The organism is Ruegeria sp. CJ3, from assembly GCF_056536725.1.
The window spans coordinates 105,618-130,967 of sequence record NZ_JBQFQE010000005.1; the positions used below are offsets into that span (position 1 = coordinate 105,618).

The following is a 25,350-nucleotide window of genomic DNA, read 5'->3' on the forward strand; positions in this document are numbered from 1 at the left end:
AGGAAAACGGGGCACGGCCTGAAATTAGCCGCGCCCCGCTTCAATCGGACAAAAGGAACAATCTCGCCCCCTCGAATACTATCTAAAACAAAACGGGCTAAAACTTTCGATATATTCGAGACCGACCTTCTACCCTCATCGGAATAACTTCATACTGCACCATCGCCTTTCGGGCGACAGTGATCCAGTTCACATTAACGCGAAATTAGTAAATCAGCGCCAGTCGAAGAAACCGGGACCGGCCTGTTTCAGCAGCGATTCGGCCATGGTGCGGCCCAATGCGTGCCCGTCCTCGGCGGGGCCTGAAGCTTCTTCGTTGATCGCCTCGGATCCATCAGGACGCAGAACTTCGCCGCGCAGGTGCAGCTGTCCGTCGCGAATCTCGGCCAGTCCGGCAATCGGGGTTTCGCAGGACCCGTCGAGCCCGGCCAGAAGGCTGCGTTCGGCAGCAAGGCGCTGGCTGGTTTCCACATGATGAATGGCCGCAAGCATCTCGGCGGCGCGGCTGTCATCGCTGCGCCGTTCGATCCCGATGGTGCCTTGGGCGATGGCGGGCAGCATATCCTCGGGCGCGATGGCGGTGGCGGGGACGTCTTTCATATCCAGCCTGCGCAGCCCGGCCATGGCCAGAAAGGTGCAATCGGCCACGCCATCGGCCAGTTTCTTCAACCGGGTTTGCACGTTGCCGCGAAACTCGACCACGTTCAGATCGGGCCTGCGGTTCAGCAGCTGCGCCCGCCGCCGCAGCGACGAGGTGCCGACCACCGCGCCCTGCGGCAGATCGTGAATGGAATTCAGGCTGCGAGAGATAAACGCATCGCGCACATCTTCGCGCGGCAGGAACGTGTCCAGCACCAGCCCTTGGGGCTGTTCCACCGGCATGTCCTTGGTCGAATGCACGGCGATATCGATCTCGCCCTTCAGCATCGCCTCTTCGATTTCCTTGGTGAAAAGACCTTTGTTGCCGATCTCTTTCAGCGGTCGGTCCGCATCGATCATGGCGCGGTTGTCGCCGGTGGTCTTGATCACCACGATCTCGAACGCGTCTTCGGGCAGGTCGAACGCCTTGCCCAGACGCGCGCGCGTTTCATGCGCTTGTGCCAGCGCCAGCGGCGATCCACGGGTACCGATTTTGAGAGGCGAGGCGGGGGTGGGCAATGCAAGAGTCATGCGCACAGCTTTAGTCGCGTCACATTGCCCTGACAATGGGGGCAGAGCTTGACAAATTGCCACTGAGGGCCGACGCGTTGCGCCAGACCAGAAGATTGGGGACAGACATGGCCGAGACAAAGACATTGCTGCGGGCGCTGGCGGGCGAGGTTCAGGACGTTCCACCGATCTGGATGATGCGTCAGGCCGGGCGCTATCTGCCCGAATATCGCGCGACCCGTGCGCAGGCTGGGGATTTCCTGTCGCTGTGTTACAACCCCGAGCTTGCAGCCGAGGTCACCTTGCAGCCGATCCGCCGCTATGGCTTTGATGCGGCGATCCTGTTTGCCGATATCCTGTTGGTGCCGCAAGCGCTGGGCGCTGATCTGTGGTTTGTCACCGGCGAAGGCCCACGCCTGTCGACGATCACGCAGCAATCGGATTTCGATGCGCTGAAACCGGTTGAGGATATCCACGAGACGCTCTCGCCGATCTATGAGACCGTGCGCATCCTGTCGCGGGAATTGCCGTCCGAGACCACTCTGATCGGTTTCGCAGGCGCGCCGTGGACAGTGGCCACCTATATGATCGCCGGGCGTGGTACGCCGGATCAGGGGCCTGCGCACGCGTTGCGTGAAGAAAACACCGTTCTGTTCGAGGCTCTGCTGGATCGGATTACTCTGGCAACAATCGAATATCTGTCGGCCCAGATCGAGGCCGGGGCCGAGGTGGTCAAGATTTTCGACAGCTGGGCGGGATCTTTGAAGGGCGAGGCGTTCCAGAAATACGCTGTTGAGCCCTGCCGGGTGATCACGCAGGCCATCAAGGCCCGGCATCCGGGTATTCCGGTGATCGGCTTCCCGCGCGAGGCGGGTGAGGGATATGTCGGCTTTGCCAAGGCCACGGGTGTCGATTGCGTGGCGCTGGACAATTCCGTGTCGCCGGATTGGGCGGCAAAGCATGTGCAGGTCGATGGCTGCGTGCAGGGCAATCTGGCCTCGTCCCATATGGTGACCGGTGGACAAGCGCTGGTGGATGAGACGCGCGCGATTGTCGAGGCGTTCTCGAAGGGGCCGCATATCTTCAATCTGGGGCATGGGATTACGCCGGATGCGGATCCTGAGAATGTTCAGTTGATGATCGATACGGTGCGCGGGCGGTGAGCCAGGCGAGGGGGCCAGCCCCCTCTTGGCCTGCGGCCAATTCACCCCCGGGATATTTTTAGCCAGATGAAGCGGGCGGGAGTTCGTTCAGGATGTCCTGTGCGTGCTCGCCGCGTTTGGGGCTGGGTTTGGGGTGCCAGTCGTGGGTCGAGAAGCGTGGGGCGGCGGCGGCTTGTTTTGTTCCGTCGGAGTCGATCCATGTTTGGCGGGCGGTATTCATCGGATGCGCTTGCGCTTCGTTCGGGGACAGGACCGGGGCGACGCAGGCGTCGGTGCCTTGAAAAAGGGCTGTCCAGTGGTCGCGGGGTTGGCTGGCGAACAGGGACTTGAGCCGGTCTGTCAGCCGGGGCCAGTAAGAGGGGTCGTATTGTTGGGCGAAGTCGGGGTCTTCTGAGAGGCCCAGCAGATCCAGAAAGCAGGCGTAGAACTTGGGCTCCAGGCATTGTACCGAAATGTGGCCGCCATCGGCGCAGGTGTAGGTGCGGCTCCAATGGGGGCCGTCCAGCAGGCTTTGGCCACGGGTGTCTGACAGGTTGCCGGTTTGGCGCAGGCTCATCAGCAGGTTCATCATATGGGCCGAGCCGTCATAGATGGCGGCGTCGACCACTGTGCCTTTGCCGGTGCGTTGCGCGTTGAGCAGCCCGGCCAGAAGACCGGCCACCAGATACATCGCGCCGCCGCCGATATCGCCGACCAGCGTGGCCGGTGTCTGGGGTGGCTGATCAGGTTGTGAAGCGTACCATAGGGCGCCCGACATGGCGATATAGTTCAGATCATGGCCAGCGGTTTCCGACAGAGGGCTGTGCTGCCCCCAGCCGGTCATGCGGCCATAGACCATTTTGGGGTTGATCTGGTGGCAGGGTTCGGGGCCAAGGCCCAAGTTCTCCATCACGCCGGGGCGAAAGCCTTCGATCAGCGCGTCGGCGGTGGTGATCAGGCGTTTGGCGATGCTCAGGTCTTCGCGATCTTTCAGGTCCAGCGCGATCGAGCGTTTGCCGCGATCCAGCAGCGAGCGTTCAGGCATGCCGGGGGTGATCGCGCCGCCTTTGCGGTGGATGGTGATAACGTCGGCCCCCATATCCGCAAGCATCATGGCGGCAAATGGGGCCGGGCCGAGGCCTTCGAATTCGATGATGCGCAAACCTGCCAGCATGGGGTCCTCCTGCGGGTCAGGGTTTCGTCCCGGGTTATTGATTGCAAGCAGAGAATGAAGCGCGATGGCAAATGGGTTGCTTGCGCCGCCGTTTCGGGGCTAGGTCGGGTGCAGAATTGTGAAAGAGGTCTTTTGATGCAGCTGAACGATACGCGTGAAATTCAGGCCTCGCCCGCCGCTGTCTACAGCGCCCTGCTGGACCCCGAGGTGCTGAAAGCCTGCATCGGCGGCGCGCAAGAGATCACGGGCAATCCGGCAGACGGCTATGAGGCCAAGGTGGTGCAAAAGGTTGGCCCGGTGAAGGCCACCTTCAAGGGCACGGTCGTCATGTCCGACATGGTTGAACCCCAGCGCCTGACCATCGCCGGAGAAGGCAAGGGCGGTGCGGCGGGTTTTGCCAAGGGCAGCGCGCATGTGACGCTGGAACCCTCGGACACGGGCGGCACGGTTCTGAGCTATGAGGTCGAGGCCAAGGTCGGCGGTAAACTGGCGCAGCTGGGCAGCCGTCTGATCGACGGGTTTGCCAGAAAGATGGCGGATCAGTTCTTTGCCAATCTGCAGGCGCATTTCGATGATCCCGAACTGGAGGAGGACGCCCCCGAAAGTGACGCCAAAGCGGGCTGGCTGGGGCGTTTGACAGGCCGCGACTAGCGCGTGCGCAGGCGCGCAGGGCGCTGTGCGTAAAGGGGCTGTTCCCGGCCCCTTGGGCGCGATAGGTTGCGAGGTCAGAACGAGGGGCCACATGACAACCATTCTATCGATCCGGGATTTGCGCAAATCTTATGCCGATGGCTTTGAGGCGCTCAAAGGCGTGACTCTGGACATTGAGGAAGGTGAGATTCTGGCGCTGTTGGGCCCCAATGGCGCGGGCAAGACGACGCTGATCTCGACTGTATGCGGGATCACCACGCCGACCTCGGGGTCGGTCACTGTGGGTGGACATGATATCCAGACCGAGTTCCGCGCCGCCCGCAAGATGATCGGGCTTGTGCCGCAGGAAATCGCGCTGGAGCCGTTCGAGAAGGTCTGGAACACCGTCCGCTTCTCGCGCGGTCTGTTTGGTCACGGGCGCGATAATGCCCGGATCGAGGAAATCCTGCGCAAGCTGTCGCTGTGGGACAAGCGGCGCAATGCGATCAAGGAGCTGTCGGGCGGGATGAAACGCCGGGTGCTGATCGCCAAAGCGCTGGCGCATGAGCCGCGCGTGCTGTTTCTGGATGAACCCACCGCCGGGGTCGATGTCGAGCTGCGCAAGGATATGTGGGAGATCGTGGCCGAGCTGAAACAGGCAGGCGTGACCATCATCCTGACCACCCACTACATCGAAGAAGCCGAGGCGATTGCCGACCGCGTTGGCGTCATCGACAAGGGTGAACTGCTGCTGGTGCAGGACAAGGACACCCTGATGGCGCAGATGGGCAAAAAGCAGATCGAAGTGATGCTGACCGACCCGATCCCAGCCATTCCCGACAGCCTCTCGGAACATCATCTTGCACTGAATGGCGATGGAGATGTGCTGATCTATACCTATGATACCAACGCTGAACGCACCGGGATCACCACGTTGCTGAACGATGTGGCGCAGGCCGGGTTGGTGCTACGCGATGTGCAGACACGGCAGTCGAGCCTTGAAGAGATCTTCGTCAATCTTGTCTCGGGAGAGCCCGCATGAACTGGTCCGCCATTGCCGCCATCTACCGGTTCGAAATGGCCCGGTTCTTCCGCACTCTGGCTCAGAGCTTTCTGTCGCCGGTCCTGTCCACGTCGCTCTATTTCGTGGTCTTCGGCACCGCCATTGGCAGCCGGATTCAAGAGGTCGAGGGGGTCTCATACGGGGCGTTCATCGTGCCGGGGCTGATCATGTTGTCGGTGGTGATGCTGGCGATCTCGAACGCGTCGTTCGGCATTTATTTCCCCAAGTTTCTGGGCACGATCTATGAGCTGCTTTCGGCACCGGTCAATTTCATAGAGATCGTGATCGGTTATGTCGGCGCGGCGGCGACCAAGGCGCTATTCGTGGGGGTGGTGATTCTGATAACCGCTACGTTCTTTGTGGATATACGGATCGAGCACCCGTTGGCGATGGTGGCCTTCCTGGTGCTGACCTGCCTCAGCTTTTCGCTGCTGGGCTTTATCGTCGGCATCTGGGCCAGCAATTTCGAACAGATGTCGCTGATCCCGCAACTGATCGTCACGCCCCTGATCTTTCTGGGGGGGACGTTTTATTCCATCTCGATGCTGCCGCCCGTATGGCAGACGATCACCCTGTTCAACCCTGTCGTATACTTGATTTCCGGCTTCCGCTGGTCCTTCTACGGCATCGCAGATGTGCCGATCTTCTGGAGCCTTCTGGCTATCCTCGCCTTCACCGGGCTGTGCCTTGCGGTGATCGGCTGGATCTTCAAAACCGGCTGGCGCATCCGCAGCTAGGGCGTTGCATTTTTGCCCATGAGGTGTGGGAAATTGGTTCACGTCGCGTTTATGGTCCCGCCGGTCCCTTGTTAACGGCTTGGGCGCGCTCTACATCGGCTTCCATGAAACTAAGCCTGCCGTTCCTGAAAAAGCAGCCCTTTGTGGCCGTGGTCCGTCTGTCTGGTGCCATCGGAATGGCCGGGCGTGGGTCTATGAATGCCACTGCGCTGGCGCCGGTGCTGGAAAAAGCCTTTCGCAAAGGCAAGCCTGTGGCCGTCGCGCTTGAGGTCAACTCGCCCGGCGGCTCACCGGTGCAAAGCTCACTGATCGGGGCGCGTATCCGGCGGCTGGCAGAAGAGTTGAACATCCCCGTTTATGCCTTTGTCGAGGATGTTGCCGCCTCGGGCGGGTACTGGCTGGCGGCTGCGGCGGATGAGATTTATGCGGATGACAGCTCGGTTCTGGGCTCGATCGGGGTGATCTCGTCAGGCTTCGGCGCGCATGTCTTTCTGGCGCGGCAAGGGTTCGAGCGCCGCGTGCATACAGCAGGCACATCAAAGTCGATGCTGGACCCGTTTGCGCCCGAGAAGAAAGAAGATGTTGCGCGGCTCAAGGTTCTGCTGGGCGATATCCATGAGAACTTCATCACCCATGTCAAAACCCGGCGCGAGGGCAAGCTGGACGCCAATACCGATCTGTTCAACGGCGAGGTCTGGCTGGCCCGCCGCGCGCAGGAACTGGGCTTGATCGACGGGATCGCGCATCTGAAACCGAAGATGCAGGAGCGGTTCGGCGAGAAGATCAAGTTCCGCCGGTACGGAATGCGCAAACCGATCTGGTCGCGGTTCGGTGCCACGCTGGCGGAAGATGCGATTGCCGGTCTTGAGGAACGCGCGGCCTTTGCGCGGTTCGGGTTGTAGCGTGATCATCAAAGCCGTCACCCTCTTTCTGATCGGCATGGGCGTTCTGGCCATGTTCGGCAAACTGCGCTTTCCGGGGCAGAAACGGCTGAGTTCAGCGAAATGCCCGCGCTGCGGGCGTTTCCGGATCGGCAAGGGCCCCTGTCCTTGTGAAAAGAGGGGACGCGGATGACGGCGTGGCTGTATTCAGGTCTGGGCCTGTTGATCCTGCTGCTGGCCGGTGATGCTCTGGTCCGTGGGGCCGTGAACCTGAGCCTGCGTCTGGGCGTGCCTGCGCTGATCGTCAGTCTGACCATTGTGGCCTTTGGCACCTCGGCCCCTGAGTTGCTGATCGCAATCAGCGCCATTCAGGAAAACGCGCCGGGTATTGCGCTGGGCAACGTGGTGGGGTCGAACACCGCAAATATCCTGCTGGTGCTGGGCTTGCCCGCGCTGCTAGCGACGCTGCACACAAGCGAATGCGACAGCCGCAAGAACTATGTCTTCATGCTGATGGCCTCGGTCCTGTTTATCGGACTGGCCTTTTGCGGCGTGTTCAACCTGCTCAGCGGGGCGATTTTGCTGGCGGCGCTGGGTCTGGTGCTGCTGAATGCCTTCCGCGAGGCCAAGGCCCATCGTAAGGCTTGTGGAGAGGCCTGCGCTGATGATGACGATCTTGACGGGCTGGAAGAGGCCGACCCCGACATGCCCTATTGGAAAGTGTCGGTTTACCTGATCCTGGGCCTGATCGGCTTGCCGATGGGGGCGCATCTGCTGGTGGACAACGCGACCATCATCGCCCGCGATTATGGGGTCAGCGAAACGGTGATCGGGCTGACGCTGATTGCGGTGGGGACCTCTCTGCCCGAACTGGCGACCACCGTGATGGCCGCGCTGCGCCGGCAGGCGGATGTGGCGCTGGGCAATGTCATCGGGTCGAATATGTTCAACCTTCTGGCCATCATCGGCATTGCCACGCTGTTCGGTCGCATCCCCGTGGACCCGGAATTCCTGCGCTTCGATCTGTGGGTCATGCTGGGTGCGTCGCTGTTGCTGATGCCGTTCGTGTTCTTCAAGCGCGACATCACGCGGACCTGGGGCCTGATCCTGACGCTGCTTTATGTGATCTACATCGTCAGCCTGCTGGCGTGACCTGACCGGAGGAGCCATCCGATGACCCGAGCGTTGGTGACAGGGGCCGGAATACGGCTGGGACGGGCCATGGCGCTGTATCTGGCGCAGCGCGGTTACGATGTGGCGGTGCACTATGCCACGTCCGAGGCACCAGCGCAGGACATAGTGGCCGAGATACAGGCACTGGGCCGCAACAACGCGGTTGCGCTGCAGGCCGATCTGCTGGACGAGGCACAAGTCAGCGCCCTGCTGCCCCGTGCGGCGCAGGCGCTGGGTGGGCCGATTACCTGTCTGGTGAACAACGCTTCGATCTTTGAATATGACAACATTCAAACCGCAACCCGGCAAAGCTGGGACCGGCATCTCGACAGCAACCTGCGCGCGCCCTTCGTTCTGACGCAGGCGATGGCCGAACAGGGGCTGCAGCCGGAACCGGACGCGATGGGAGAGCCGCAGGCCACGGGCCTGATCGTCAACATGGTCGACATGCGGGTGCGCAAGCTGACCCCGGAATTCATGTCTTACACCATCGCCAAGATGGGCCTGTGGGCCCTGACCCGGACGGCGGCACAAGCGCTGACGCCCGCCATCCGCGTCAACGCAATCGGCCCAGGCCCCACCTTGCAGGGCCATCGGCAGAGCGTGCAGCACTTTAAGGCGCAGCGCGAAAGCACCGTTCTGGAACGCGGCGCAAACCCCTCGGATATCACGGCCGCGCTCGGCTATTTTCTGGATGCCCATGCGGTCACCGGACAGCTTTTGTGCGTGGATGGTGGGCAGCATCTGGGGTGGCAGACGCCGGATGTGCTGGGCGTAGAATAGACATATCCGACGCAAGTTTTGCACTGCTCTCATTTCTGTTACCGAGGCGTTACAAAATTGTATTATTTTTCATACACTTGTCGCGAGTTTGATAAAATATCTTTAAAAAACAGATAGTTAATATCTTGCCTATTTTTTACGCAAATCAACGAATGGGCAAGGATTCAAGGGAAAATCCGAGCGCCATGAAAGTTATCTGCACAGTTATCCACAGAAGTGGTGGATTTGTTTTCGCTTGATCTGGTGCGCGCAAGATTGCAGCCATGGTCAGAGAATCATATCTGAAAGCCATGACCGCCAGCAGCGACCCGAATTCCGCCACCCAGACGACCGGCTACGCGTGTATCCAGCGCTATGTGAAAACGCTGGACAGCTCGCCCGGAGTCTATCGAATGCTGGATGTGGACAGCCGTGTTTTGTACGTGGGCAAGGCGCGCAATCTACGCGCGCGGGTGTCGAATTACACCCGCCCGGGGCATTCCGGCCGGATCGAGAAGATGATCGCCGCCACCGCCTCGATGATGTTCCTGACCACGCGGACCGAGACCGAGGCGCTGCTGCTGGAACAGAACCTGATCAAGCAGCTCAAGCCCAAATACAATGTGCTGCTGCGGGATGACAAAAGTTTCCCGAACATTCTGGTCGCCAAGGATCATGCCTTTCCGCAGATCAAGAAACATCGCGGCGCGAAGAAGGAAAAGGGCGCGTATTTCGGCCCCTTTGCCAGCGCCGGAGCCGTGAACCGGACGCTGAACCAGTTGCAGAAAGCCTTTCTGCTGCGCAACTGCTCGGATTCCATGTTCGACAGCCGGACGCGGCCCTGCTTGCTCTATCAAATCAAGCGGTGCTCGGGGCCGTGTGTTGGGCTGATTTCGGAAGAGGGGTATCGCGAAAGCGTGCGCGATGCGGAACGGTTTCTCTCGGGCCGGTCGACCAAGGTGCAGGAAGATCTGGCCGAACAGATGATGGCCGCGTCTGAGGCGATGGAGTTTGAACGCGCCGCTGGTCTGCGCGACCGTATCCGTGCGCTGACGCAGGTACAGACCAGCCAAGGCATCAATCCGCGTGGCGTGGCCGAGGCGGATGTGATCGGTCTGTATATGGATAGTGGACAGGCTTGTGTTCAGGTGTTCTTTATCCGGGCCAACCAGAACTGGGGGAACAAGGACTTCTATCCTCGGGTCGGGGCCGACGTATCGCCTGCTGAGGTGATGGAGGCCTTTCTGGGCCAGTTCTACGACAACAAGGAACCGCCGCGGCAGTTGATCTTGTCGGACGGAATCGAAAATGCGGATCTGATGCAAGAGGCGTTGTCCGAGAAGGCGGGCCGCAAGGTTGAAATCCTTGTCCCGCAACGCGGTGAAAAACAGGAGCTGGTCGCCGGTGCCCTGCGCAACGCACGGGAATCGCTGGCCCGGCGGATGTCGGAAAGCGCCACGCAGGCCAAGCTACTGCGCGGTGTGGCTGAGGCGTTTGAGCTGGATGCTCCGCCCGGGCGGATTGAGGTCTACGACAACTCTCACATCCAAGGCACCAATGCGGTGGGCGGGATGATCGTGGCAGGCCCCGAAGGATTCATGAAAAACGCCTATCGCAAGTTCAACATCCGAGGCGATGATCTGACACCCGGTGATGATTTCGGCATGATGAAAGAGGTCCTGACCCGCCGTTTCACCCGCTTGCAAAAGGAAGATCCGGATCGCGACAAGGGCCTGTGGCCGGACCTGCTGCTGATCGACGGCGGCGCGGGGCAGGTCAGCGCGGTGCATGAGATCATGGTCGAGCACGGGGTCGAGGATATCCCCATGGTCGGCGTCGCCAAGGGCGTCGACCGCGATCATGGCAAGGAAGAATTCCATCGGACCGGCCAGCGCCCCTTTGCACTGAAACGCAACGACCCGGTACTGTATTTCATCCAGCGCCTGCGGGATGAGGCGCATCGCTTTGCCATCGGCACCCATCGCGCCAAACGGGCTAAGGCGGTGGGGGCAACGCCGCTAGATGAAATCCCCGGCGTGGGGGCCGCCCGCAAACGCGCCCTGCTGACACATTTTGGCAGCGCCAAGGCGGTCAGCCGCGCCAATCTGGCGGATCTGAAAGCGGTCGAGGGGATCTCAGCCGGGTTGGCGCAGAAGGTTTACGATTTCTTCCACGACAAGGGTTAGGCCCGCCGCCCGCGCCACAGGATGTACAGCCCCGAGGCCACGATCAGCGCACTGCCAATCCACATGGTCTGATCTGGGCGTTCTCCAAAGAACAGTACGCCCAGCCCGACCCCGAACAGCAGGCGCGAATACCGGAACGGCGTCACCGATGAGACTTCGCCCGTGCGCATCGCCTTCATCAGCGAGGCATAGGCAACCGCCCCGCAGGACACCGCGCCGAGAACATGCAGGCTGTGGCTGGGGCTGAGCGCAACAAAAGGGCCGCCTTCGAACAGCCAGAACAGACCCCCAGCGATGATGACGCAGATGAACCCGTAGAACCCCAGTACTTCGGTGCTCAGCGTCGCGGGCGCGGCACGGCTGGACAGATCGCGGCCTGCGAACCCGATCATGCCGAGGACCGCCAGAATCGACAGGGCCGAGAAACTGTCGCCCGTGGGCTGCACGATGATCACCACGCCGATCAGGCCGATCAGAATGGCGCACCAGCGGCGCCAGCCAACGGTTTCACCAAAGAATACCGCCGCCCCTGCGACAACGACCAGAGGCGTGGCCTGCAGGACTACCGTTGCTGACGAGAGCGGCGTATAGGCGATGGCAAGCACATAGAACATCCGGCCCAGAATCTCGAAGCAGGCGCGTACCTGCATCGGGCGCGACAGCACGTCGGGGTGAAACAGCCGGGTGCCGCGCAGGGCCGCGACTGTGGCAAAGATCACCGACCCGCCCAGCCCGAACAGGATCAGCACCTGCCAGATCGGCAGACCTGCGGCGGCGGATTTCAGCAGCGCGTCCTCGACCGCAAAAACCGCCATCGCGCCCACCATCCAGGCGCTGCCCAGCAGGTTTGATCGGGGGTCGGTGCGGATATGAGTGGTCATGGGCTTCACCTTTGGTCTGCGGCGCAATCTGACCGCAAACCGCGCAAAGGCCAAGGGCTGCGGCGCATTGACCAAGGTGCTGTGATTGGTGATGTTTTTCTACGCCCTGTCTTTTCTGTCCTGCACGCGCGATGTAGGGTCAAACCATGAAGTGGAACCTGCCCAATATCCTGACCGTGCTGCGCCTGCTGGCCGCCCCCGGTCTGGCCGTGATGTTTCTGTATTTCACCCGGCCCTATGCCGACTGGTTCGCGCTGATCCTGTTCCTGTCTGCTGCGATCACCGACTGGTTTGATGGCTATCTGGCCCGTGCATGGAAGCAGGAAACCAAGATCGGAGCGATGCTGGATCCGATTGCAGACAAGGCCATGGTAGTGATCGCGCTGATGATCCTTGTGGGCTATTCGACCGAACACTGGACCCCTTGGCTGGTCCTGCCCGCCACCGTGATCCTGTTCCGCGAGGTGTTTGTCTCGGGGCTGCGCGAATATCTGGGTGACACCGCCGGAACGCTGAAAGTGACCAAACTGGCCAAGTGGAAGACCACCGCGCAGATGGTGGCGATTGCGATCCTGTTTTCACAGGGGATTTTTGAGCACAACTTTGTGATGGCCACCTTTGGCATGGACCCCACCATAATCGATCAGGTGCTGACGGGGCAGGTCGAGGATTTGAACCATATCCGCTGGCATCTTGAAGGTATGTTCTGGTCGGGCCGCATCGGGCTGTGGCTTCTGTGGATCGCGGCGGCGCTGACGTTGATCACGGGCTATGACTACCTACGTAAAGCCATGCCCCACCTGAAGGAGAGCTAACGGATGGACGTGCTGTATTTCGCCTGGGTGCGCGAACGGATCGGCCTGCCGAAAGAGAAGGTCGAAACGCAGGCTGCAACAGTCAGTGATCTGGTTGCCGAACTCAGCGCGCGTGAAGATCGCTACGCCGCTGCTTTTGCCGACCTGTCGGCCCTACGCGTGGCGCTGGACCAAGAGCTGTCGGATTTTGATGCCCCGCTGACCGGTGTCCGCGAGGTCGCGTTTTTCCCGCCGATGACGGGTGGCTAAGATGCGCATCGTTGTTCAGGAGGCACCCTTCGATCTGGGGGCCGAGGCCAATGCGTTCGCCGACGGCGATGCCGCAAACGGAGCCATCGTGACTTTCACCGGCGTTGTGCGCGATCTGGCGACGGGTGACTTGGACGTCATGGAGATCGAGCACTACCCGGGTATGACGGAACGTGCCCTCACCAAGATCGCAGAAGAGGCGCAGACCCGATGGTCGTTGGGCGATGTTCTGGTGATTCACCGGCATGGACGTCTGGCGCCGGGGGACCGGATCATGATGGTCGCAACCGCCTCGCCCCACCGCAAGGACGCGTTCGAGGCGGCAGAGTATCTGATGGATTACCTCAAATCTCGCGCCCCATTCTGGAAGAAAGAGATTACCACTTCCGGAGCCGAATGGGTGGCTGCCAAAGATGAGGACGAAGACGCGCTGACCCGTTGGTAGGCCGCCTCAATCCGATTGCTTTGGGGCCAGTAGCCCGGCCATCTGGGCATCGGGGATTGCATCCGCCGAATAGCTGAATGTGCCTTTCGATTTCACCTCTTCCGCCGCGCGTTTCAACGCTCCAAACGCAGCTCGCGCGAACGAGCCACCCACGCTGATGCGCCGCACGCCGGCCTCGGACAGCTCAGGGACCGAGAAGGGCGCGCCGCTCAACCCCATCACGACATTTACGGGTTTGTCGACCTCACGACACAGGGTTCTGATGGCGTCGATGTCTGGCAGGCCGGGGGCATAGAGAACGTCTGCGCCTGCTTCGGAAAACAGTTGCAACCGCTTGATGGTATCCTCCAAGTTCGGGCGGCCCCAGAGGTAGTTTTCCGCCCGCGCGGTCAGAAAGAAGGGCAAATCCGATGCTGCCTCGGCAGCGGCCTGAATGCGGTCAACCGCCTCGTGCAGGTCATAGATCGGAGCATCAGGATCGCCCGTGGTATCTTCGATCGACCCGCCCACCAAACCGGTTTTGGCTGCCAGTCGAATGGTCTGGGCGCAGGTTTCGGGCGCGCGGCCAAAACCGCTTTCCAGGTCCGCGGATACGGGCAGGGGGACGGCGTCTACGATGTCCCGGGCGTTGCCCAGAACCTCTTCCCGACTTAGTTCCGAGCAGGAATCACGTTTGCCTTTCGAGAAGGCGAAGCCCGCGCTGGTTGTCGCCAAGGCTTCAAAGCCCATATTCGCCAACAGTCTGGCGGATCCAGCATCCCACGGGTTTGGGATCACAAAGGCTTCGGACCTGAAATGCAGGCTTTTGAACTGTTCGAACGTGGTGTGTTGATTGGACATCTGACCTCCCCATGCCTGTACTGAACATAGCGTAAGGGCGCCTACATCAGAGCGAAAATTCGCGGGGTCGGTCCGGTCAATCCGCGTTGTTGATCCGTCCGCGCATTTCCTCGGCCTCTTGCCGGGCCGCGCGCAGGCCTTCCATGGCGGCATCCAACTCGGCCTCGGTCTGGGTCAGCTGGTTGGTCAGCTCGGCCTCGCGCTGCTGCAGATAGGTGATGGCCTGATCGCGGGTTTCTTCGGCCTCGTGCAACTCCTGGCTCATACGGTCCAGATCGGCTACGTCGCTTTGGCGCACGCGGGACAGGCGATGGGCCAGCCAATTGGCGAACCAGCCCATGCAGAAGGCGGCGAACAGGATGACGGCGGTCGCGATGATGAATTCTGTTCTGTTCAACTTACTGGTCCTCTGCGCCTGCATCCGTTGCGTCAGTTTCTGGGGTCTCGGTCTCGGTTTCCATCGCCTCAAGCGCGGTTTCGGTGTTGGCGACCGGCTCGGGCCGGATCAGGCGGAATTCGATGCGGCGATTTTCCTCGCGACCTTCCTCGGTTCCATTGTCTGCGATGGGCTGCGTTTCGCCATATCCGACCGCCGAGAAGCTTGAGGTCGGCACTCGCCGCCCGCGCAGTTCGTTCAGGATCGACTGCGCGCGCGACTGGCTGAGTTGCTGGTTCATTTCCTCGCGGCCCTGACTGTCGGTGTGACCCTGAATCTCCAGCCGGATCGGGCCGCAATCACGCAGGATGTCGGCGATCTGGTTCAGCGCATCGCGCGAGTCTGCGGCAACGGTGGCCGAGCCGGGTTCGAATGCGATCTTGGTGGCGGCTTGCACGGCGACGATCTGTTCCTCGCAAACCTCGGGATCAGGCAGGGCGTCCTCGGGTTCGGGCGGTTCCTGATAGGTGATCGACAGGGTGAAATCCTGCGCCTCGCCCAGCTTGTCCGAGAACAGCCCCGCAATCCGTGCCTTGGCGTCGGGATCATGGCTGAGCCCCGACAGAGTAACCGAATCCGGGGTGACGGTCAGCGCCCCGTTGTGCAATTGCGACAGCCCCTCAAGCCCGGCCAGAACGCGCACGGGCCAGTCCGCAGGCAGGTCCGGTGCGATGCGGGTTGCCGTATGCACCTGTAGCGAGCCGAAGGCGGCGCGCGCAAAGCTGTCGGTCATGTCGCGCAGGGTCTCGTCGCTGACCCGTCCGCGCAGTTGCACCAGCCCCTCGGGGCTGCGGGTGGCGACGAATTCGATAGGGCCGGTTGGGTCATCCGGCTCGGGCTCGGGCAAGACGGCGTGCAGCACGAAGACCTCGGGCAGGGTGTTCTCCAACTCACCTACGATGCGGTCGAACAGCAACGGGCTGGTATCCTGTGCGGCCACAAGCGTGATATCCGCATCCGACAACGTGACCGAGCCCTGCCCCAGCTCTGCCAGTGCCCGGATGCTGAGTTGTGCCGCGTTGGCCCAGCGGGGTGAGGGCACGCCCAACCCGATGGTGCAAGACGAAGGTCCTGTCAGCCCGGCCTGTTGTGCAGCGGCAACGATGATGTCGCGCGCCTCTTCATCCTGGGCCGAGCAGGCATCAAATTGCCCGCCCTCGGCATTGATCAGATAGCGCAGGGTGAACGGCGTGATCACCGGTCGCGGAGCCGAGATCGCCAGTCCGATCCGCAGGCCCGGAGGCGCGGCGCGGCTCAGGTCCTGTTCCAGCCGGTCTTTTTCCTGCTGGCTGTCGGCGATGGCGGTGATGCGCACCAGTCCGGGACTGGCCGAGATTTTGGCGCGTGGCAGATCGGACAGCGCCTGAATTGCATAGGTCAGCGCCGTATCCCAGCCCTCGGGCTTGGGATAGTCCGCGCTTTCCATCAGGTCCGAGACCATCGCGTCCCGATCCAGCCGCTGCAGCCGGTCCATCAGGTCGTCGCGGTCTTCGCTGGCGGGGACCAGCCCGATGATCGAGATGCCGCTGTCATTGCGCAGAATCTCGGCCGAGAACCGGGGCGGGGTCAGGTCGGCGGTGGGCGCGACCTCCATCTCGTCGATAACGCGCGAGGTTTCGACCTCGGTCCCGGCGGCGGTCAGGGCGTTGAACCGCGTCGCTTCATCCGGGGCCATGCCGGTCAGGACGACGCGCAACCCGTCTGACTGGACCTCGGCCCAGTCATGACCCTGCAGGTTCAGCGCCCGGCGAACAGCCAGCTCTGAGGCGTCCTCGATCTTGCTGACCGCAAATCCGGCAGCCACCAGCGACAGCACGCCAGACACAGCAAAGATCAACGCAACGGCAAGGGCGTAAGGCAGGCGCATGGGCGGGTTCGGAACCTCTCGGGCGGTTGGTAGCGGACTCATACAGAGCCAGAACCAGAGGTGCAATCAGAGGAAAAGCGCGACGCAGAGGAAGATCAGCGGAATCAGGCCGGTGTCGCGGTTGGCGCGGAACAGTTGCAGCAGCTTGGCGTTGTCCTCGGTATCGAGGCCGCGCAATTGCCACGCCATATGCCAGCCCATCGCCCAAGGGCCTGCCAGCGCTACGACCAGTGCCAGAACCGACGCTTGCGGCAGGGCGGCATCAATGATCGCCAGCCCCATCAGGCTGACCGTGCCGACCAGAAAATACTTGAGCCACCGGGCGGTATCGGTCCCGAACAGCCGGGCGGTGGATTTGATGCCGATCAGTTCGTCATCCTCGGCGTCCTGATGGGCATAGATGGTGTCATAGAAAAGGGTCCATGCGATGCCCGACAGATAAAGCGTAATCGCAGGCCAGCCCACTGTGCCGGTATGCGCGGCCCATGCCAACAAAGCGCCCCAGTTGAAGGCCAGCCCCAGAAAGACCTGTGGCCACCATGTAAACCGTTTCGCGAACGGATAGATCGTGACGGGCAGCAGTGACAGCACGCCCATTGCGATGGCCGCCCGGTTGAACGTCAGCAGAATCACCAGTGCCAGCAGGCATTGCAGTCCCATCCAGATCACCGCCTGCCGCACGCTGACCTGACCTGAGGGGATTGGGCGTGAGCGCGTGCGTTCGACCTGCCCATCAAAGTTGCGGTCGGTGATGTCGTTCCACGTACAGCCCGCCCCGCGCATCAGGAAGGCCCCAAAAGCGCAGCCGACGGCGATCCACAGGTCCTCTAACCGTGGTGACCCGTCGCTGAGGATCGCCAATGCCAGACCCCACCAGCAGGGGATCAGCAGCAGCCATGTGCCAATAGGCCGGTCCGCGCGGCTGAGCCTCAGGTAGGGCCGGGCAAAAGCGGGGGCATGGGTGTCGACCCAGTTGCCGCTGACCGCATCCGCGACCTGACCGTCTGGTGTTGGGGCATTGCCTTGCATATGTAGGGTCTCATGACTGCGAAGATCAGACTGTATGTAGAGCACCCATTGGGTCAGGGGCAATCGGTTCCTTTGACGCGCGAACAGGCGCATTACCTGTTTGGCGTCATGCGCCTGTCCGTGGGCGGGCAGGTCGCCCTGTTCAACGGGCGCGATGGCGAATGGCTGGCCGAGGTGGTCGAGGCTAGCAAGCGTGGTGGGACGTTGGCTTGTACCCAGCAGACCAAACCGCTGCAGATGCCGCCCGATCTGTGGCTGCTCTTTGCACCGATCAAGAAGGCGCGCACGGATTTCATCGTTGAAAAGGCAGCAGAAATGGGCGCTGCGCGGATCATGCCGGTGCAGACCGAGTTCACAAATTCCGAACGCATCCGACAGGATCGCCTGCAAGCCCACGCGGTCGAGGCCGCCGAGCAATGCGGTGGCACTTTTGTTCCCGAGGTCACCGATCTGCAACGGCTCGACCGGGTGCTGGACGCATGGCCCGAAGGCCGCCAGCTGATGTTCTGTGACGAGGCCGAGGTCGGCTCGGCCCTGCGTCTGGCCGCGCATGAGAAGGGTCAGCCCTGGGCCATTCTGATTGGCCCCGAGGGCGGATTTTCGGAACGCGAACGCAAGCGGTTGAGCGGTTTGTCATTTGCTCATGTGGTCAGCCTAGGCCCCCGCATCTTGCGCGCGGATACGGCGGCAGTCGCGGCCATGACTATGTGGCAGCAGGCGCTGGGGGATTGGGCATGACGTGGCGCGCCGCTGAGGACAGCGATGTGCCGCTGATTGATGGGTTTCTATCGCAGCACATCCAGACCTCGATGTTTCCGCTGGCAAATTTGCGCGATTACGGCCTGCGCGCGCCCGACCCTCGCGCGCTGAAAGTCTGGGTGCTGGGCGATCCCCTGCTTGCCGTCTTTGCGATCACGAATGAGGGCATGGTGCTGCCGCAATGCCCCGACTGCTCGGAGGATGAGTTGGCCGAGGCGATTGAACTGATCCGGGGGCACCCATTATTCGGCCTTGCTGCCGAGGCTGGGCAGGCGCGACGGATCATGAAGCTTGCCGGCTGGGAAGACCGGCCCGCCACGCTCAACAGTGATGAGCCGGGGTTTTCGCTGGATCTGGATCAGCTTGTACTGCCCGACCTGACCGGAGCGCGGCTGGTGCCGATGGGCGATCTGGATCGCTCGGTCACCGAAGGCTGGCGGCGGGACTATTTGATCGAGGCGATGGATTTCGATCCCGCGCGCGCAGCGGAACAGGCCGGCAAAGATTTCGAGGCCTACACAGCCCGCGATTCCCACAGGGTGCTTCTGGTTGATGGCGAGCCCGTCGCCATGACCGGGTTCAACGCCCGCCTGCCCGAGATCGTGCAGATCGGTGGCGTCTATACTCCGCCCGAGTTGCGCGGGTGCGGCCATGCCCGCCGCGCCGTTGCCCTGCATCTGCTTGAGGCGCAAAACGTCGGGGTGTCCCGCGCGGTGCTGTTTGCCGCTTCCGAATCTGCCGCGCGCGCCTATATCGGTATTGGGTTCAAACCTGCGGGGCATTACTCGCTGATCCTGTTTACCAATCCAAAGGACACGGCATGAGTTTCATCCGACCCGAAGCCAAACTGGCCCTGTGGCGCTGGCGTGAAGTGCTGGTGGCGGGGTTTGTGCTGTTGCTGGGCCTCAGCTGGATCAGTGGTCCCGGCGGTCTGCTGGGCTGGCTGGGTTGGGTGCTGGTTGTGGTCGCGGCGGCGCTGGCGATCATCGGCGTGCAACGTGCCCGGTTCCGCACCGGCGCAGGCGGTCCCGGTCTGGTGACAATCGATGAAGGCCAGATCACTTACCTTGGCCCGCTCGATGGCGGTATCATCGCCACGCGCGAGATCGAGCGGCTGGCGCTCGACCCGACCTCGCGCCCGGCGATGTGGGTGTTGGAGCAGCCGGGCCAGCCAATCCTTCACATTCCGGTGAACGCAGAAGGGGCCGAGGCGCTGTTTGACGTGTTCTCTAACCTGCCGGGGCTGAAAACCGAACAGATGCTGTCGGAACTCAACGGTGGTGCGGCGCATCCGGTGGTGATCTGGGAAAAGACGCCGTCGCGCCCGGCGCATCTGCGCCTGCATTGACACTGGCGGCATTTCCCCCCACGACTGACCCAAAGACAGACACAGCAGGATCGGAGACCGGTTCATGTCCATCCCCCAGTCCGGCGGCGGGCCGATCGAACGCCATGAGCAACTGGCCGAATATCTGGAATCGGGCTGCAAGCCCAAGGACGATTGGCGCATCGGCACCGAGCATGAGAAGTTCGGATACTGCAAGGACACGCTGAAACCTCTGCCGTTCGAGGGGACCCGCTCGATCGTCGCCGTTCTTGAGGGTCTGCGCGACCGCCACGGCTGGGCCGAGGTGCGCGAGGCCGACAAGCTGATCGGTCTCGAAAAGGACGGCGCGAATGTCAGCCTCGAACCGGGTGGCGCGTTGGAATTGTCGGGTGCCCCGCTTGAGACGATCCATGAGACCTGTGACGAGGTGAACACCCACCTGCGTGAGGTGAAGGATATCGCCGATGAGATCGGCGTGGGCTTCATCGGTCTGGGGGCCGCTCCGATCTGGACCCATGATGAGATGCCGCTGATGCCCAAGGGGCGTTACCGGCTGATGAACGATTACATGGAAAAAGTCGGCACCATGGGCCGCGCCATGATGCGGCGCACCTGCACGGTTCAGGTCAATATCGACTTCGGGTCCGAGGCCGACATGGTGCAGAAACTGCGCGTGGCTTTGGCCCTGCAGCCGGTGGCGACCGCGCTGTTTGCGAATTCTCCGTTCTTCGAAGGCAAGGTCAACGGCCAGAAAAGCTGGCGCAGCTATATCTGGCGGCATCTGGATGACGCGCGCACGGGCATGCTGCCGTTCGTGTTCGAAGAGGGCTTTGGATTCGAACGCTACGTGCAATACGCGCTCGATGTACCGATGTATTTCGTCTATCGCGACGGCCAGTACATTGACGCGCTGGGCATGTCTTTCCGTGATTTCCTGCAGGGCAAATTGCCCGCGCTGCCCGGTGAGACGCCGACGCTGTCCGACTGGGCTGATCACCTGACCACCGCCTTCCCCGAGGCGCGCATCAAGAAATACATGGAGATGCGCGGCGCGGACGGCGGCCCCTGGCGGCGCCTGTGCGCGCTGCCCGCGTTCTGGGTGGGTCTGACCTATGATCAGGGTGCGCTGGATGCCGCCTGGGATCTGGTCAAGGGCTGGGATGCCGATACCCGCGAGGCGCTGCGGGTCGAGGCGGCCAAAGGCGGCCTGCAGGCACAGGTCGGCAGCATCAACATGCACGATCTGGCGCGCGAGGTGGTCTCGATCGCCGATGCCGGGCTGAAGGCCCGCGCACGCCCCGGCGCAGGGGGGCTGGTGCAGGACGAGACGCATTTCCTCAACGCCCTCAAGGACAGTATCGATACGGGCAAGGTCCCCGCCGATGAGTTGCTGGAGCATTACGAGGGCGACTGGAACGGCGATCTGACGCGAATTTATCCCGAATACAGCTACTGACCCGCCGATAGGCGACCTGTTGCAATTGGGTACTGGTTTCGCGGTTTAGACGAGCGTTGCTTGCATCTTGCAGGCGTATGAAGGCTTAATCACCGGGTCTTTCCTGCAGGTGATGGCGTTATGGCCCGTATCAGTGAGCTGCACTATTCAAACGCCTATGCGGCCCAGACAGGCGTGGCCGAATTTCTCGAGGTCGCGCTGAACCCGGCCGAGGACCCGGCCAATTTCACCGTCTCGTTCTACAATGCCGACGGTACCGTGGGCATCGAGATTCCGCTGGACGATCCGGGGGTGCAGGTGTCGCTGGACCCGGACAATAACGAACTGGTCTATGTCATCTCGGCGGATAATTTCCCCATTCAGCTGACAGACCCGGATGGTGGCGCGCCTGACAATTTCGAAGCCTTCGCGCTGACCAATACGGCAACCAATCAGGTCATCGACTTTTACGACATCGGCGGCGGAACGCAGAATATCGAAGCCGTCGACGGGGTTGCGGCAGGGTCGACCTCGGTCAATCTGCCGGTTCTGGTCAATCCCGGCCAGACCACCACCACCATTCAGTTCAATCAGCCCAATCCGGATGTGCAGGTCAATGCCGGGCTTTCCCCCGGCGACAGCGGCGCGCCCTGTTTCGTGGCCGGCACGCTGGTGGACACGCCCGATGGTCCCCGCCGGGTCGAGACGCTGCGCGCCGGTGATATGGTCCTGACCGTTGACGAGGGGGCCTGCCCGGTCCAGTGGGTCGGCGGGCGCACCGTCCGCGGGTCGGGCCGGTTTGCCCCGGTGCGAATCCGGGCCGGGACTTTGGGTGCGCGGCGTGATATTCACGTCTCGCCACAACACCGGTTGCTGATCTCCGGTTGGCAGGCACAGCTTCTGTTCGGGGAAGACGAGGTGCTGATCGCCGCCAAGGCGCTGATCAACGGCACGACGATTACATCGGCCCCCTGCGATCTTGTGCGCTATGTGCATCTGTTTTTCGACCGCCATCAGCTGATCTCGACCTCGGGCCTGATTTCCGAGAGCTTTTTCCCGGGGGCCGAGGGGATCAGCGGGCTATCCATCGATGCGGCGGATGAGTTGCTGGCGCTGTTTCCCGAATTGCGCGCCCATCCTGACCGCTATGGCCAGACGTCCCGGCCCGTGCGTGCACTGACCGAGGCATTGGCGCTGCGGCTGGTCTGAAAGCGCGCCGCGCCCCTCTTGCTTTCGCGGGCTGCTGTGATAGCAGGTCCCCAACAGTATTCAGGGGCCCGAACGGGAAGCGTCATGGACGATCTTAAGGCAAAATATCTGGGGCAAATCGCCGAAGCGGGCGACGAAAACGCGCTTGAGGCGATCCGCGTTGCGGCTGTCGGAAAAAAGGGCGAGGTCGCGATGAAGATGCGCGAGCTGGGCAAGATGACGCCCGAGGAACGTCAGGTCGCAGGCCCCGCGCTGAATGCCCTGAAGGATGAGATCAACTCGGCGCTGGCCGCCAAGAAGGCCGCGCTGGCCGATGCTGCGCTGGATGAACGTCTGCGCACCGAATGGTTGGACGTCACCCTGCCGACCCGCGCGCGTCGTCAGGGCTCGATCCACCCGGTCAGTCAGGCGACCGAGGAATTGACCGCGATCTTTGCCGAATTGGGTTTCTCGGTGGCCGAAGGGCCGCGGATCGAGACCGACTGGCACAATTTCGACGCCCTGAACATCCCCGGCCACCACCCCGCGCGGGCCGAGATGGACACGTTCTACATGCACCGCGCCGAGGGCGACGACCGCCCGCCGCATGTGCTGCGGACGCATACGTCTCCGGTGCAGATCCGCTCGATGGAGAAACAGGGCGCGCCGATCCGTGTGATCTGTCCGGGCGGTGTGTACCGTGCCGACTATGACCAGACCCACACGCCGATGTTCCATCAGGTCGAGGGGCTGGCCATCGACAAGGACATCTCGATGGCGAACCTGAAATGGGTTCTGGAAGAGTTCGTGAAGGCGTTCTTCGAGGTCGATGACGTTGAACTGCGCTTCCGCGCCTCGCACTTCCCCTTTACCGAGCCGTCGGCCGAGGTCGATATCCGCTGTTCCTGGGATAACGGTCAGCTGAAGATCGGCGAGGGCGACGACTGGATGGAGATTCTGGGCTCCGGCATGGTCCACCCCAAGGTGATCGCCGCTGGTGGCATTGATCCCGAGGTCTATCAGGGCTTTGCCTTCGGCATTGGGATCGACCGTCTGGCGATGCTGAAATACGGGATTCCGGATTTGCGGGCTTTCTTTGATAGTGATCTGCGGTGGTTGCGGCATTATGGCTTTGCAGCGCTGGATATGCCGAACCTGCATGGTGGTTTGTCGCGGTGAAGCGGGACAACGACCTTATCAGAAAACTGCTATTTGAGTTCGAAGCAGCAGAAGACTGGTTGCTTATGATGCCTGGGACGACCCTCAGCGCAAGCATGAAAGAGCGGCAAGAAAGGTATCATATTCTACTGCTCATGGATGAGGGCTTTGCGACTGATGTCGCAAAAGGCACATTTAGATTGACTGCTCAGGGTCACGATTTCATTGAAGCGGTTAGAAGCGATACAGTCTGGAAACGGACTAAGGATGGCGTGACTTCGATTGGGGGAGCAACCCTCGGAATGGTCAAGGAATTGGCAGTCGCCTATTTGAAACAAGAAGCTGCCGAAAAACTTGGAGTCCAGCTCTAGCGTTGTTTGATGAGTTAATTGGGGGCGACGCTTAAGTGATGAGCGCGGAGCAAAGGCCGGTAGGCCGCCGCGCTATCGCCAGACCGCCCGGACGGGCTGGCGATTTGTCTCCGTCAGCGCAACGTTCGTACAGTACGCGGATTTGGCAGGCATAAAGTGCGCAACACAGTCCGAAGATCGCCACCCCGCGGTCTGGCGATAGCGCGGCTTGGGGCGAGCTTGGATGTAGGGTGGGCTTTCAGCCCTCCATGCCTCGGTTACCGGGCTGAAGCCCGGCCTACGTTTGTCGTGCGAAGAAAGGTGGGGTGTAACCCCATCCTACACCAATATGTTATGTGACAGCGGGCAAAGGCTCGTTAGGCTCCGGCCTATGATCTATCGACTGCTTCTCCTTCTGCTGATCGCAACCCGAGCCTCTGGCGGCGAGACCTGTCACGGCGATACCGCATGCGAGGTCGGCGACCGTTCGTACCATGTGCTGGAACCTGAGGGCTGGGACGGGGAAACACCCCTGCCCGTGCTGCTGCATTTCCACGGATGGGCGCGGGATGGGACGGTTGTGATCAATCACGAACGTATCGCCGGGGCGAGTAAACTGCGCGGCGTGTTGCTGGTGGCCCCCAATGGGCGCGGCAAAAGCTGGGATTTCTGGTCGGCGGATACGCGGGATGTACCGTTTGCGGATGCTGTTCTCGAAGACGTGGTCAAGCGCTATCCGGTTGATCCGGACCACATCTATGTCTCGGGCTATTCCTTTGGCGGCGCGATGGCGTGGCGCTATGTCTGCCAGTCGGGCAATGACATCGCCGCCCTGCTGGCCGTTGCAGGCAGCATCCGCCAGACCGAAACCTGCCCCGAAGCCCCGCGTGAGGTGCGCCATGTGCATGGGCTGGACGATACGGTGATGGATTTCCCGCTTGGGCCGGGTGGGGATATCACCTATCCGGTGGCGCTGTGGAAGGCCAAGTTCGACTGTCACAACGCCACCCCGCGCGGGGATTGGAGCGTGAAGCCCTTCCTGACCCTCAGCCGCATGGAATGGACCGACTGCGCGCAGGGGCAGGTGGTGTTGGACGCCCATCCGGGCGGGCATTTTATCCCCCACGGCTGGATCGGATGGCAGTTGGACGAGCTTTTGGGCCGCACCCCCACCTACCCTTAAACGTTGACACATCCAGATGCGCGCGATCCTCTGCGCTCTGTCGGAAATCAGGAGGCTATCCGTGAAACTGCTGCTGCTCAGTATATTGCTTGTCGCCACTCCCGTCTTCGCCAAGGACGCCTACCCGCCGGTCGAACTGCTGTTGCAGACGGATACCTCGGTCATCGGTGAGCCGCTGGAATACCCCGAGGGGCAGGCCGAAATCACTATGGCGATCGTAACCATGCAGCCGGGGCAGAACACGGGCGATCACCGCCATGACGCACCGCTGGCCGCCTATGTTCTTGAGGGCGAGATCACCGTTGATTACGGCGCGGCGGGGCAGCGGATCTATAAGACCGGTGATGCGTTTGTCGAAGCCTTCCGCTCGACTCATTCGGGGATCAATACGGGTGACGGTATCGCGCGTATTCTGGCGGTGTTTGCCGGGTCTGACAGTGTTTCGAACACGGTTGCCGAAGACTAGGCGAACGGCCTCTTTCCCCTGTGTG

The 25,350-nt window shown here is 61.7% G+C and carries 27 protein-coding genes; 20 read left to right on the forward strand and 7 right to left on the reverse strand.

Annotated elements, in window-relative coordinates:
* Positions 1–213: 213 nt before the first annotated feature.
* Complete coding sequence (gene hemC / locus ACR0J1_RS10805; protein ID WP_480732838.1) at positions 214–1,170, reverse strand: hydroxymethylbilane synthase; 957 nt, start codon at positions 1,168–1,170, stop codon at positions 214–216.
* A gap of 107 nt (positions 1,171–1,277) precedes the next feature.
* On the opposite strand from hemC, the gene hemE reads away from it, so the two are divergent.
* Positions 1,278–2,312 (forward strand): uroporphyrinogen decarboxylase, encoded by a 1,035-nt coding sequence (gene hemE / locus ACR0J1_RS10810; RefSeq protein ID WP_480732839.1) that lies wholly within the window; start codon positions 1,278–1,280, stop codon positions 2,310–2,312.
* Between the two features lie 58 nt (positions 2,313–2,370).
* Here the strand turns inward: hemE and ACR0J1_RS10815 are convergent, their stop codons facing one another.
* Positions 2,371–3,465 carry a CaiB/BaiF CoA transferase family protein gene (locus tag ACR0J1_RS10815; protein ID WP_480732840.1) on the reverse strand — a complete coding sequence of 365 codons (1,095 nt, stop codon included), beginning with the start codon at positions 3,463–3,465 and terminating at the stop codon, positions 2,371–2,373.
* 135 nt (positions 3,466–3,600) lie between these two features.
* On the opposite strand from ACR0J1_RS10815, the gene ACR0J1_RS10820 reads away from it, so the two are divergent.
* The 7 genes from ACR0J1_RS10820 to uvrC all read left to right on the forward strand — a co-directional run bounded on the left by ACR0J1_RS10820 (position 3,601) and on the right by uvrC (position 10,897).
* Positions 3,601–4,116 (forward strand): SRPBCC family protein, encoded by a 516-nt coding sequence (locus tag ACR0J1_RS10820; RefSeq protein ID WP_480732841.1) that lies wholly within the window; start codon positions 3,601–3,603, stop codon positions 4,114–4,116.
* A gap of 91 nt (positions 4,117–4,207) precedes the next feature.
* Positions 4,208–5,137: an ABC transporter ATP-binding protein gene (locus tag ACR0J1_RS10825; RefSeq protein WP_480732842.1), complete on the forward strand. Its 930-nt coding sequence runs from the start codon at positions 4,208–4,210 to the stop codon at positions 5,135–5,137.
* Entirely contained in the window at positions 5,134–5,895 is a 762-nt protein-coding gene (locus tag ACR0J1_RS10830; protein ID WP_480732843.1) for an ABC transporter permease, read from the forward strand. Before ACR0J1_RS10825 ends, ACR0J1_RS10830 begins: the two co-directional genes overlap by 4 nt.
* Before the next feature lie 104 nt (positions 5,896–5,999).
* Entirely contained in the window at positions 6,000–6,797 is a 798-nt protein-coding gene (locus tag ACR0J1_RS10835; RefSeq protein WP_480732844.1) for a S49 family peptidase, read from the forward strand.
* A gap of 168 nt (positions 6,798–6,965) precedes the next feature.
* The gene (locus ACR0J1_RS10840; protein ID WP_480732845.1) at positions 6,966–7,928 is read left to right on the forward strand and encodes a calcium/sodium antiporter; all 963 of its coding nucleotides are present in this window, start codon (positions 6,966–6,968) and stop codon (positions 7,926–7,928) included.
* A 21-nt stretch (positions 7,929–7,949) separates the two neighbouring features.
* On the forward strand, positions 7,950–8,732 hold the full coding sequence (locus ACR0J1_RS10845) for an SDR family oxidoreductase (RefSeq protein WP_480732846.1): 783 nt from the start codon (positions 7,950–7,952) through the stop codon (positions 8,730–8,732).
* A 290-nt stretch (positions 8,733–9,022) separates the two neighbouring features.
* Positions 9,023–10,897: an excinuclease ABC subunit UvrC gene (uvrC, locus tag ACR0J1_RS10850; RefSeq protein WP_480733044.1), complete on the forward strand. Its 1,875-nt coding sequence runs from the start codon at positions 9,023–9,025 to the stop codon at positions 10,895–10,897.
* Here the strand turns inward: uvrC and ACR0J1_RS10855 are convergent.
* Positions 10,894–11,778, reverse strand: coding sequence for a DMT family transporter (locus ACR0J1_RS10855; protein ID WP_480732847.1), 885 nt, complete (start codon positions 11,776–11,778; stop codon positions 10,894–10,896). The two genes, uvrC and ACR0J1_RS10855, sit on opposite strands and share 4 nt — an antisense overlap.
* Before the next feature lie 146 nt (positions 11,779–11,924).
* Between ACR0J1_RS10855 and pgsA the strand changes: the two genes are divergently transcribed.
* The 3 genes from pgsA to ACR0J1_RS10870 are packed head-to-tail and all read left to right on the forward strand — an operon-like array spanning position 11,925 to position 13,287.
* Positions 11,925–12,593, forward strand: coding sequence for a CDP-diacylglycerol--glycerol-3-phosphate 3-phosphatidyltransferase (pgsA, locus tag ACR0J1_RS10860; RefSeq protein WP_480732848.1), 669 nt, complete (start codon positions 11,925–11,927; stop codon positions 12,591–12,593).
* Positions 12,594–12,596: 3 nt separating this feature from the next.
* On the forward strand, positions 12,597–12,842 hold the full coding sequence (gene moaD / locus ACR0J1_RS10865) for a molybdopterin converting factor subunit 1 (RefSeq protein ID WP_480531752.1): 246 nt from the start codon (positions 12,597–12,599) through the stop codon (positions 12,840–12,842).
* Between the two features lies 1 nt (position 12,843).
* Positions 12,844–13,287, forward strand: a complete 444-nt coding sequence (locus tag ACR0J1_RS10870) for a molybdenum cofactor biosynthesis protein MoaE (RefSeq protein WP_480732849.1) — start codon at positions 12,844–12,846, stop codon at positions 13,285–13,287.
* A 6-nt stretch (positions 13,288–13,293) separates the two neighbouring features.
* Here the strand turns inward: ACR0J1_RS10870 and ACR0J1_RS10875 are convergent, their stop codons facing one another.
* The 4 genes from ACR0J1_RS10875 to ubiA all read right to left on the reverse strand — a co-directional run bounded on the left by ACR0J1_RS10875 (position 13,294) and on the right by ubiA (position 17,459).
* Positions 13,294–14,127: an isocitrate lyase/PEP mutase family protein gene (locus tag ACR0J1_RS10875; RefSeq protein WP_480732850.1), complete on the reverse strand. Its 834-nt coding sequence runs from the start codon at positions 14,125–14,127 to the stop codon at positions 13,294–13,296.
* Between the two features lie 76 nt (positions 14,128–14,203).
* Complete coding sequence (locus ACR0J1_RS10880; protein WP_480531758.1) at positions 14,204–14,524, reverse strand: hypothetical protein; 321 nt, start codon at positions 14,522–14,524, stop codon at positions 14,204–14,206.
* 1 nt (position 14,525) lies between these two features.
* The gene (locus ACR0J1_RS10885) at positions 14,526–16,430 is read right to left on the reverse strand and encodes an OmpA family protein (protein ID WP_480733045.1); all 1,905 of its coding nucleotides are present in this window, start codon (positions 16,428–16,430) and stop codon (positions 14,526–14,528) included.
* Positions 16,431–16,496: 66 nt separating this feature from the next.
* Positions 16,497–17,459, reverse strand: a complete 963-nt coding sequence (gene ubiA / locus ACR0J1_RS10890; RefSeq protein ID WP_480732851.1) for a 4-hydroxybenzoate octaprenyltransferase — start codon at positions 17,457–17,459, stop codon at positions 16,497–16,499.
* Between the two features lie 12 nt (positions 17,460–17,471).
* On the opposite strand from ubiA, the gene ACR0J1_RS10895 reads away from it, so the two are divergent.
* The 9 genes from ACR0J1_RS10895 (at position 17,472) to ACR0J1_RS10935 (ending at position 25,325) form a co-directional block, all read left to right on the forward strand.
* Positions 17,472–18,197, forward strand: a complete 726-nt coding sequence (locus ACR0J1_RS10895; RefSeq protein ID WP_480732852.1) for a 16S rRNA (uracil(1498)-N(3))-methyltransferase — start codon at positions 17,472–17,474, stop codon at positions 18,195–18,197.
* A complete protein-coding gene (locus ACR0J1_RS10900) occupies positions 18,194–19,042 on the forward strand; it encodes a GNAT family N-acetyltransferase (RefSeq protein ID WP_480732853.1) in 849 nt (282 codons plus the stop codon). The genes ACR0J1_RS10895 and ACR0J1_RS10900 overlap by 4 nt, the downstream gene beginning before the upstream one ends.
* Complete coding sequence (locus ACR0J1_RS10905) at positions 19,039–19,566, forward strand: hypothetical protein (protein ID WP_480732854.1); 528 nt, start codon at positions 19,039–19,041, stop codon at positions 19,564–19,566. Before ACR0J1_RS10900 ends, ACR0J1_RS10905 begins: the two co-directional genes overlap by 4 nt.
* Before the next feature lie 64 nt (positions 19,567–19,630).
* On the forward strand, positions 19,631–21,001 hold the full coding sequence (locus ACR0J1_RS10910; protein WP_480732855.1) for a glutamate--cysteine ligase: 1,371 nt from the start codon (positions 19,631–19,633) through the stop codon (positions 20,999–21,001).
* A 120-nt stretch (positions 21,002–21,121) separates the two neighbouring features.
* The gene (locus tag ACR0J1_RS10915; RefSeq protein WP_480732856.1) at positions 21,122–22,189 is read left to right on the forward strand and encodes a Hint domain-containing protein; all 1,068 of its coding nucleotides are present in this window, start codon (positions 21,122–21,124) and stop codon (positions 22,187–22,189) included.
* An 84-nt stretch (positions 22,190–22,273) separates the two neighbouring features.
* The gene (gene pheS / locus ACR0J1_RS10920; RefSeq protein WP_480732857.1) at positions 22,274–23,347 is read left to right on the forward strand and encodes a phenylalanine--tRNA ligase subunit alpha; all 1,074 of its coding nucleotides are present in this window, start codon (positions 22,274–22,276) and stop codon (positions 23,345–23,347) included.
* Entirely contained in the window at positions 23,344–23,697 is a 354-nt protein-coding gene (locus ACR0J1_RS10925) for a DUF2513 domain-containing protein (RefSeq protein WP_480732858.1), read from the forward strand. Before pheS ends, ACR0J1_RS10925 begins: the two co-directional genes overlap by 4 nt.
* A 370-nt stretch (positions 23,698–24,067) precedes the next feature.
* Positions 24,068–24,859, forward strand: coding sequence for a CE1 family esterase (locus ACR0J1_RS10930; RefSeq protein ID WP_480732859.1), 792 nt, complete (start codon positions 24,068–24,070; stop codon positions 24,857–24,859).
* Positions 24,860–24,920: 61 nt separating this feature from the next.
* Positions 24,921–25,325, forward strand: coding sequence for a cupin domain-containing protein (locus ACR0J1_RS10935; RefSeq protein ID WP_480732860.1), 405 nt, complete (start codon positions 24,921–24,923; stop codon positions 25,323–25,325).
* Positions 25,326–25,350 lie beyond the last annotated feature (25 nt).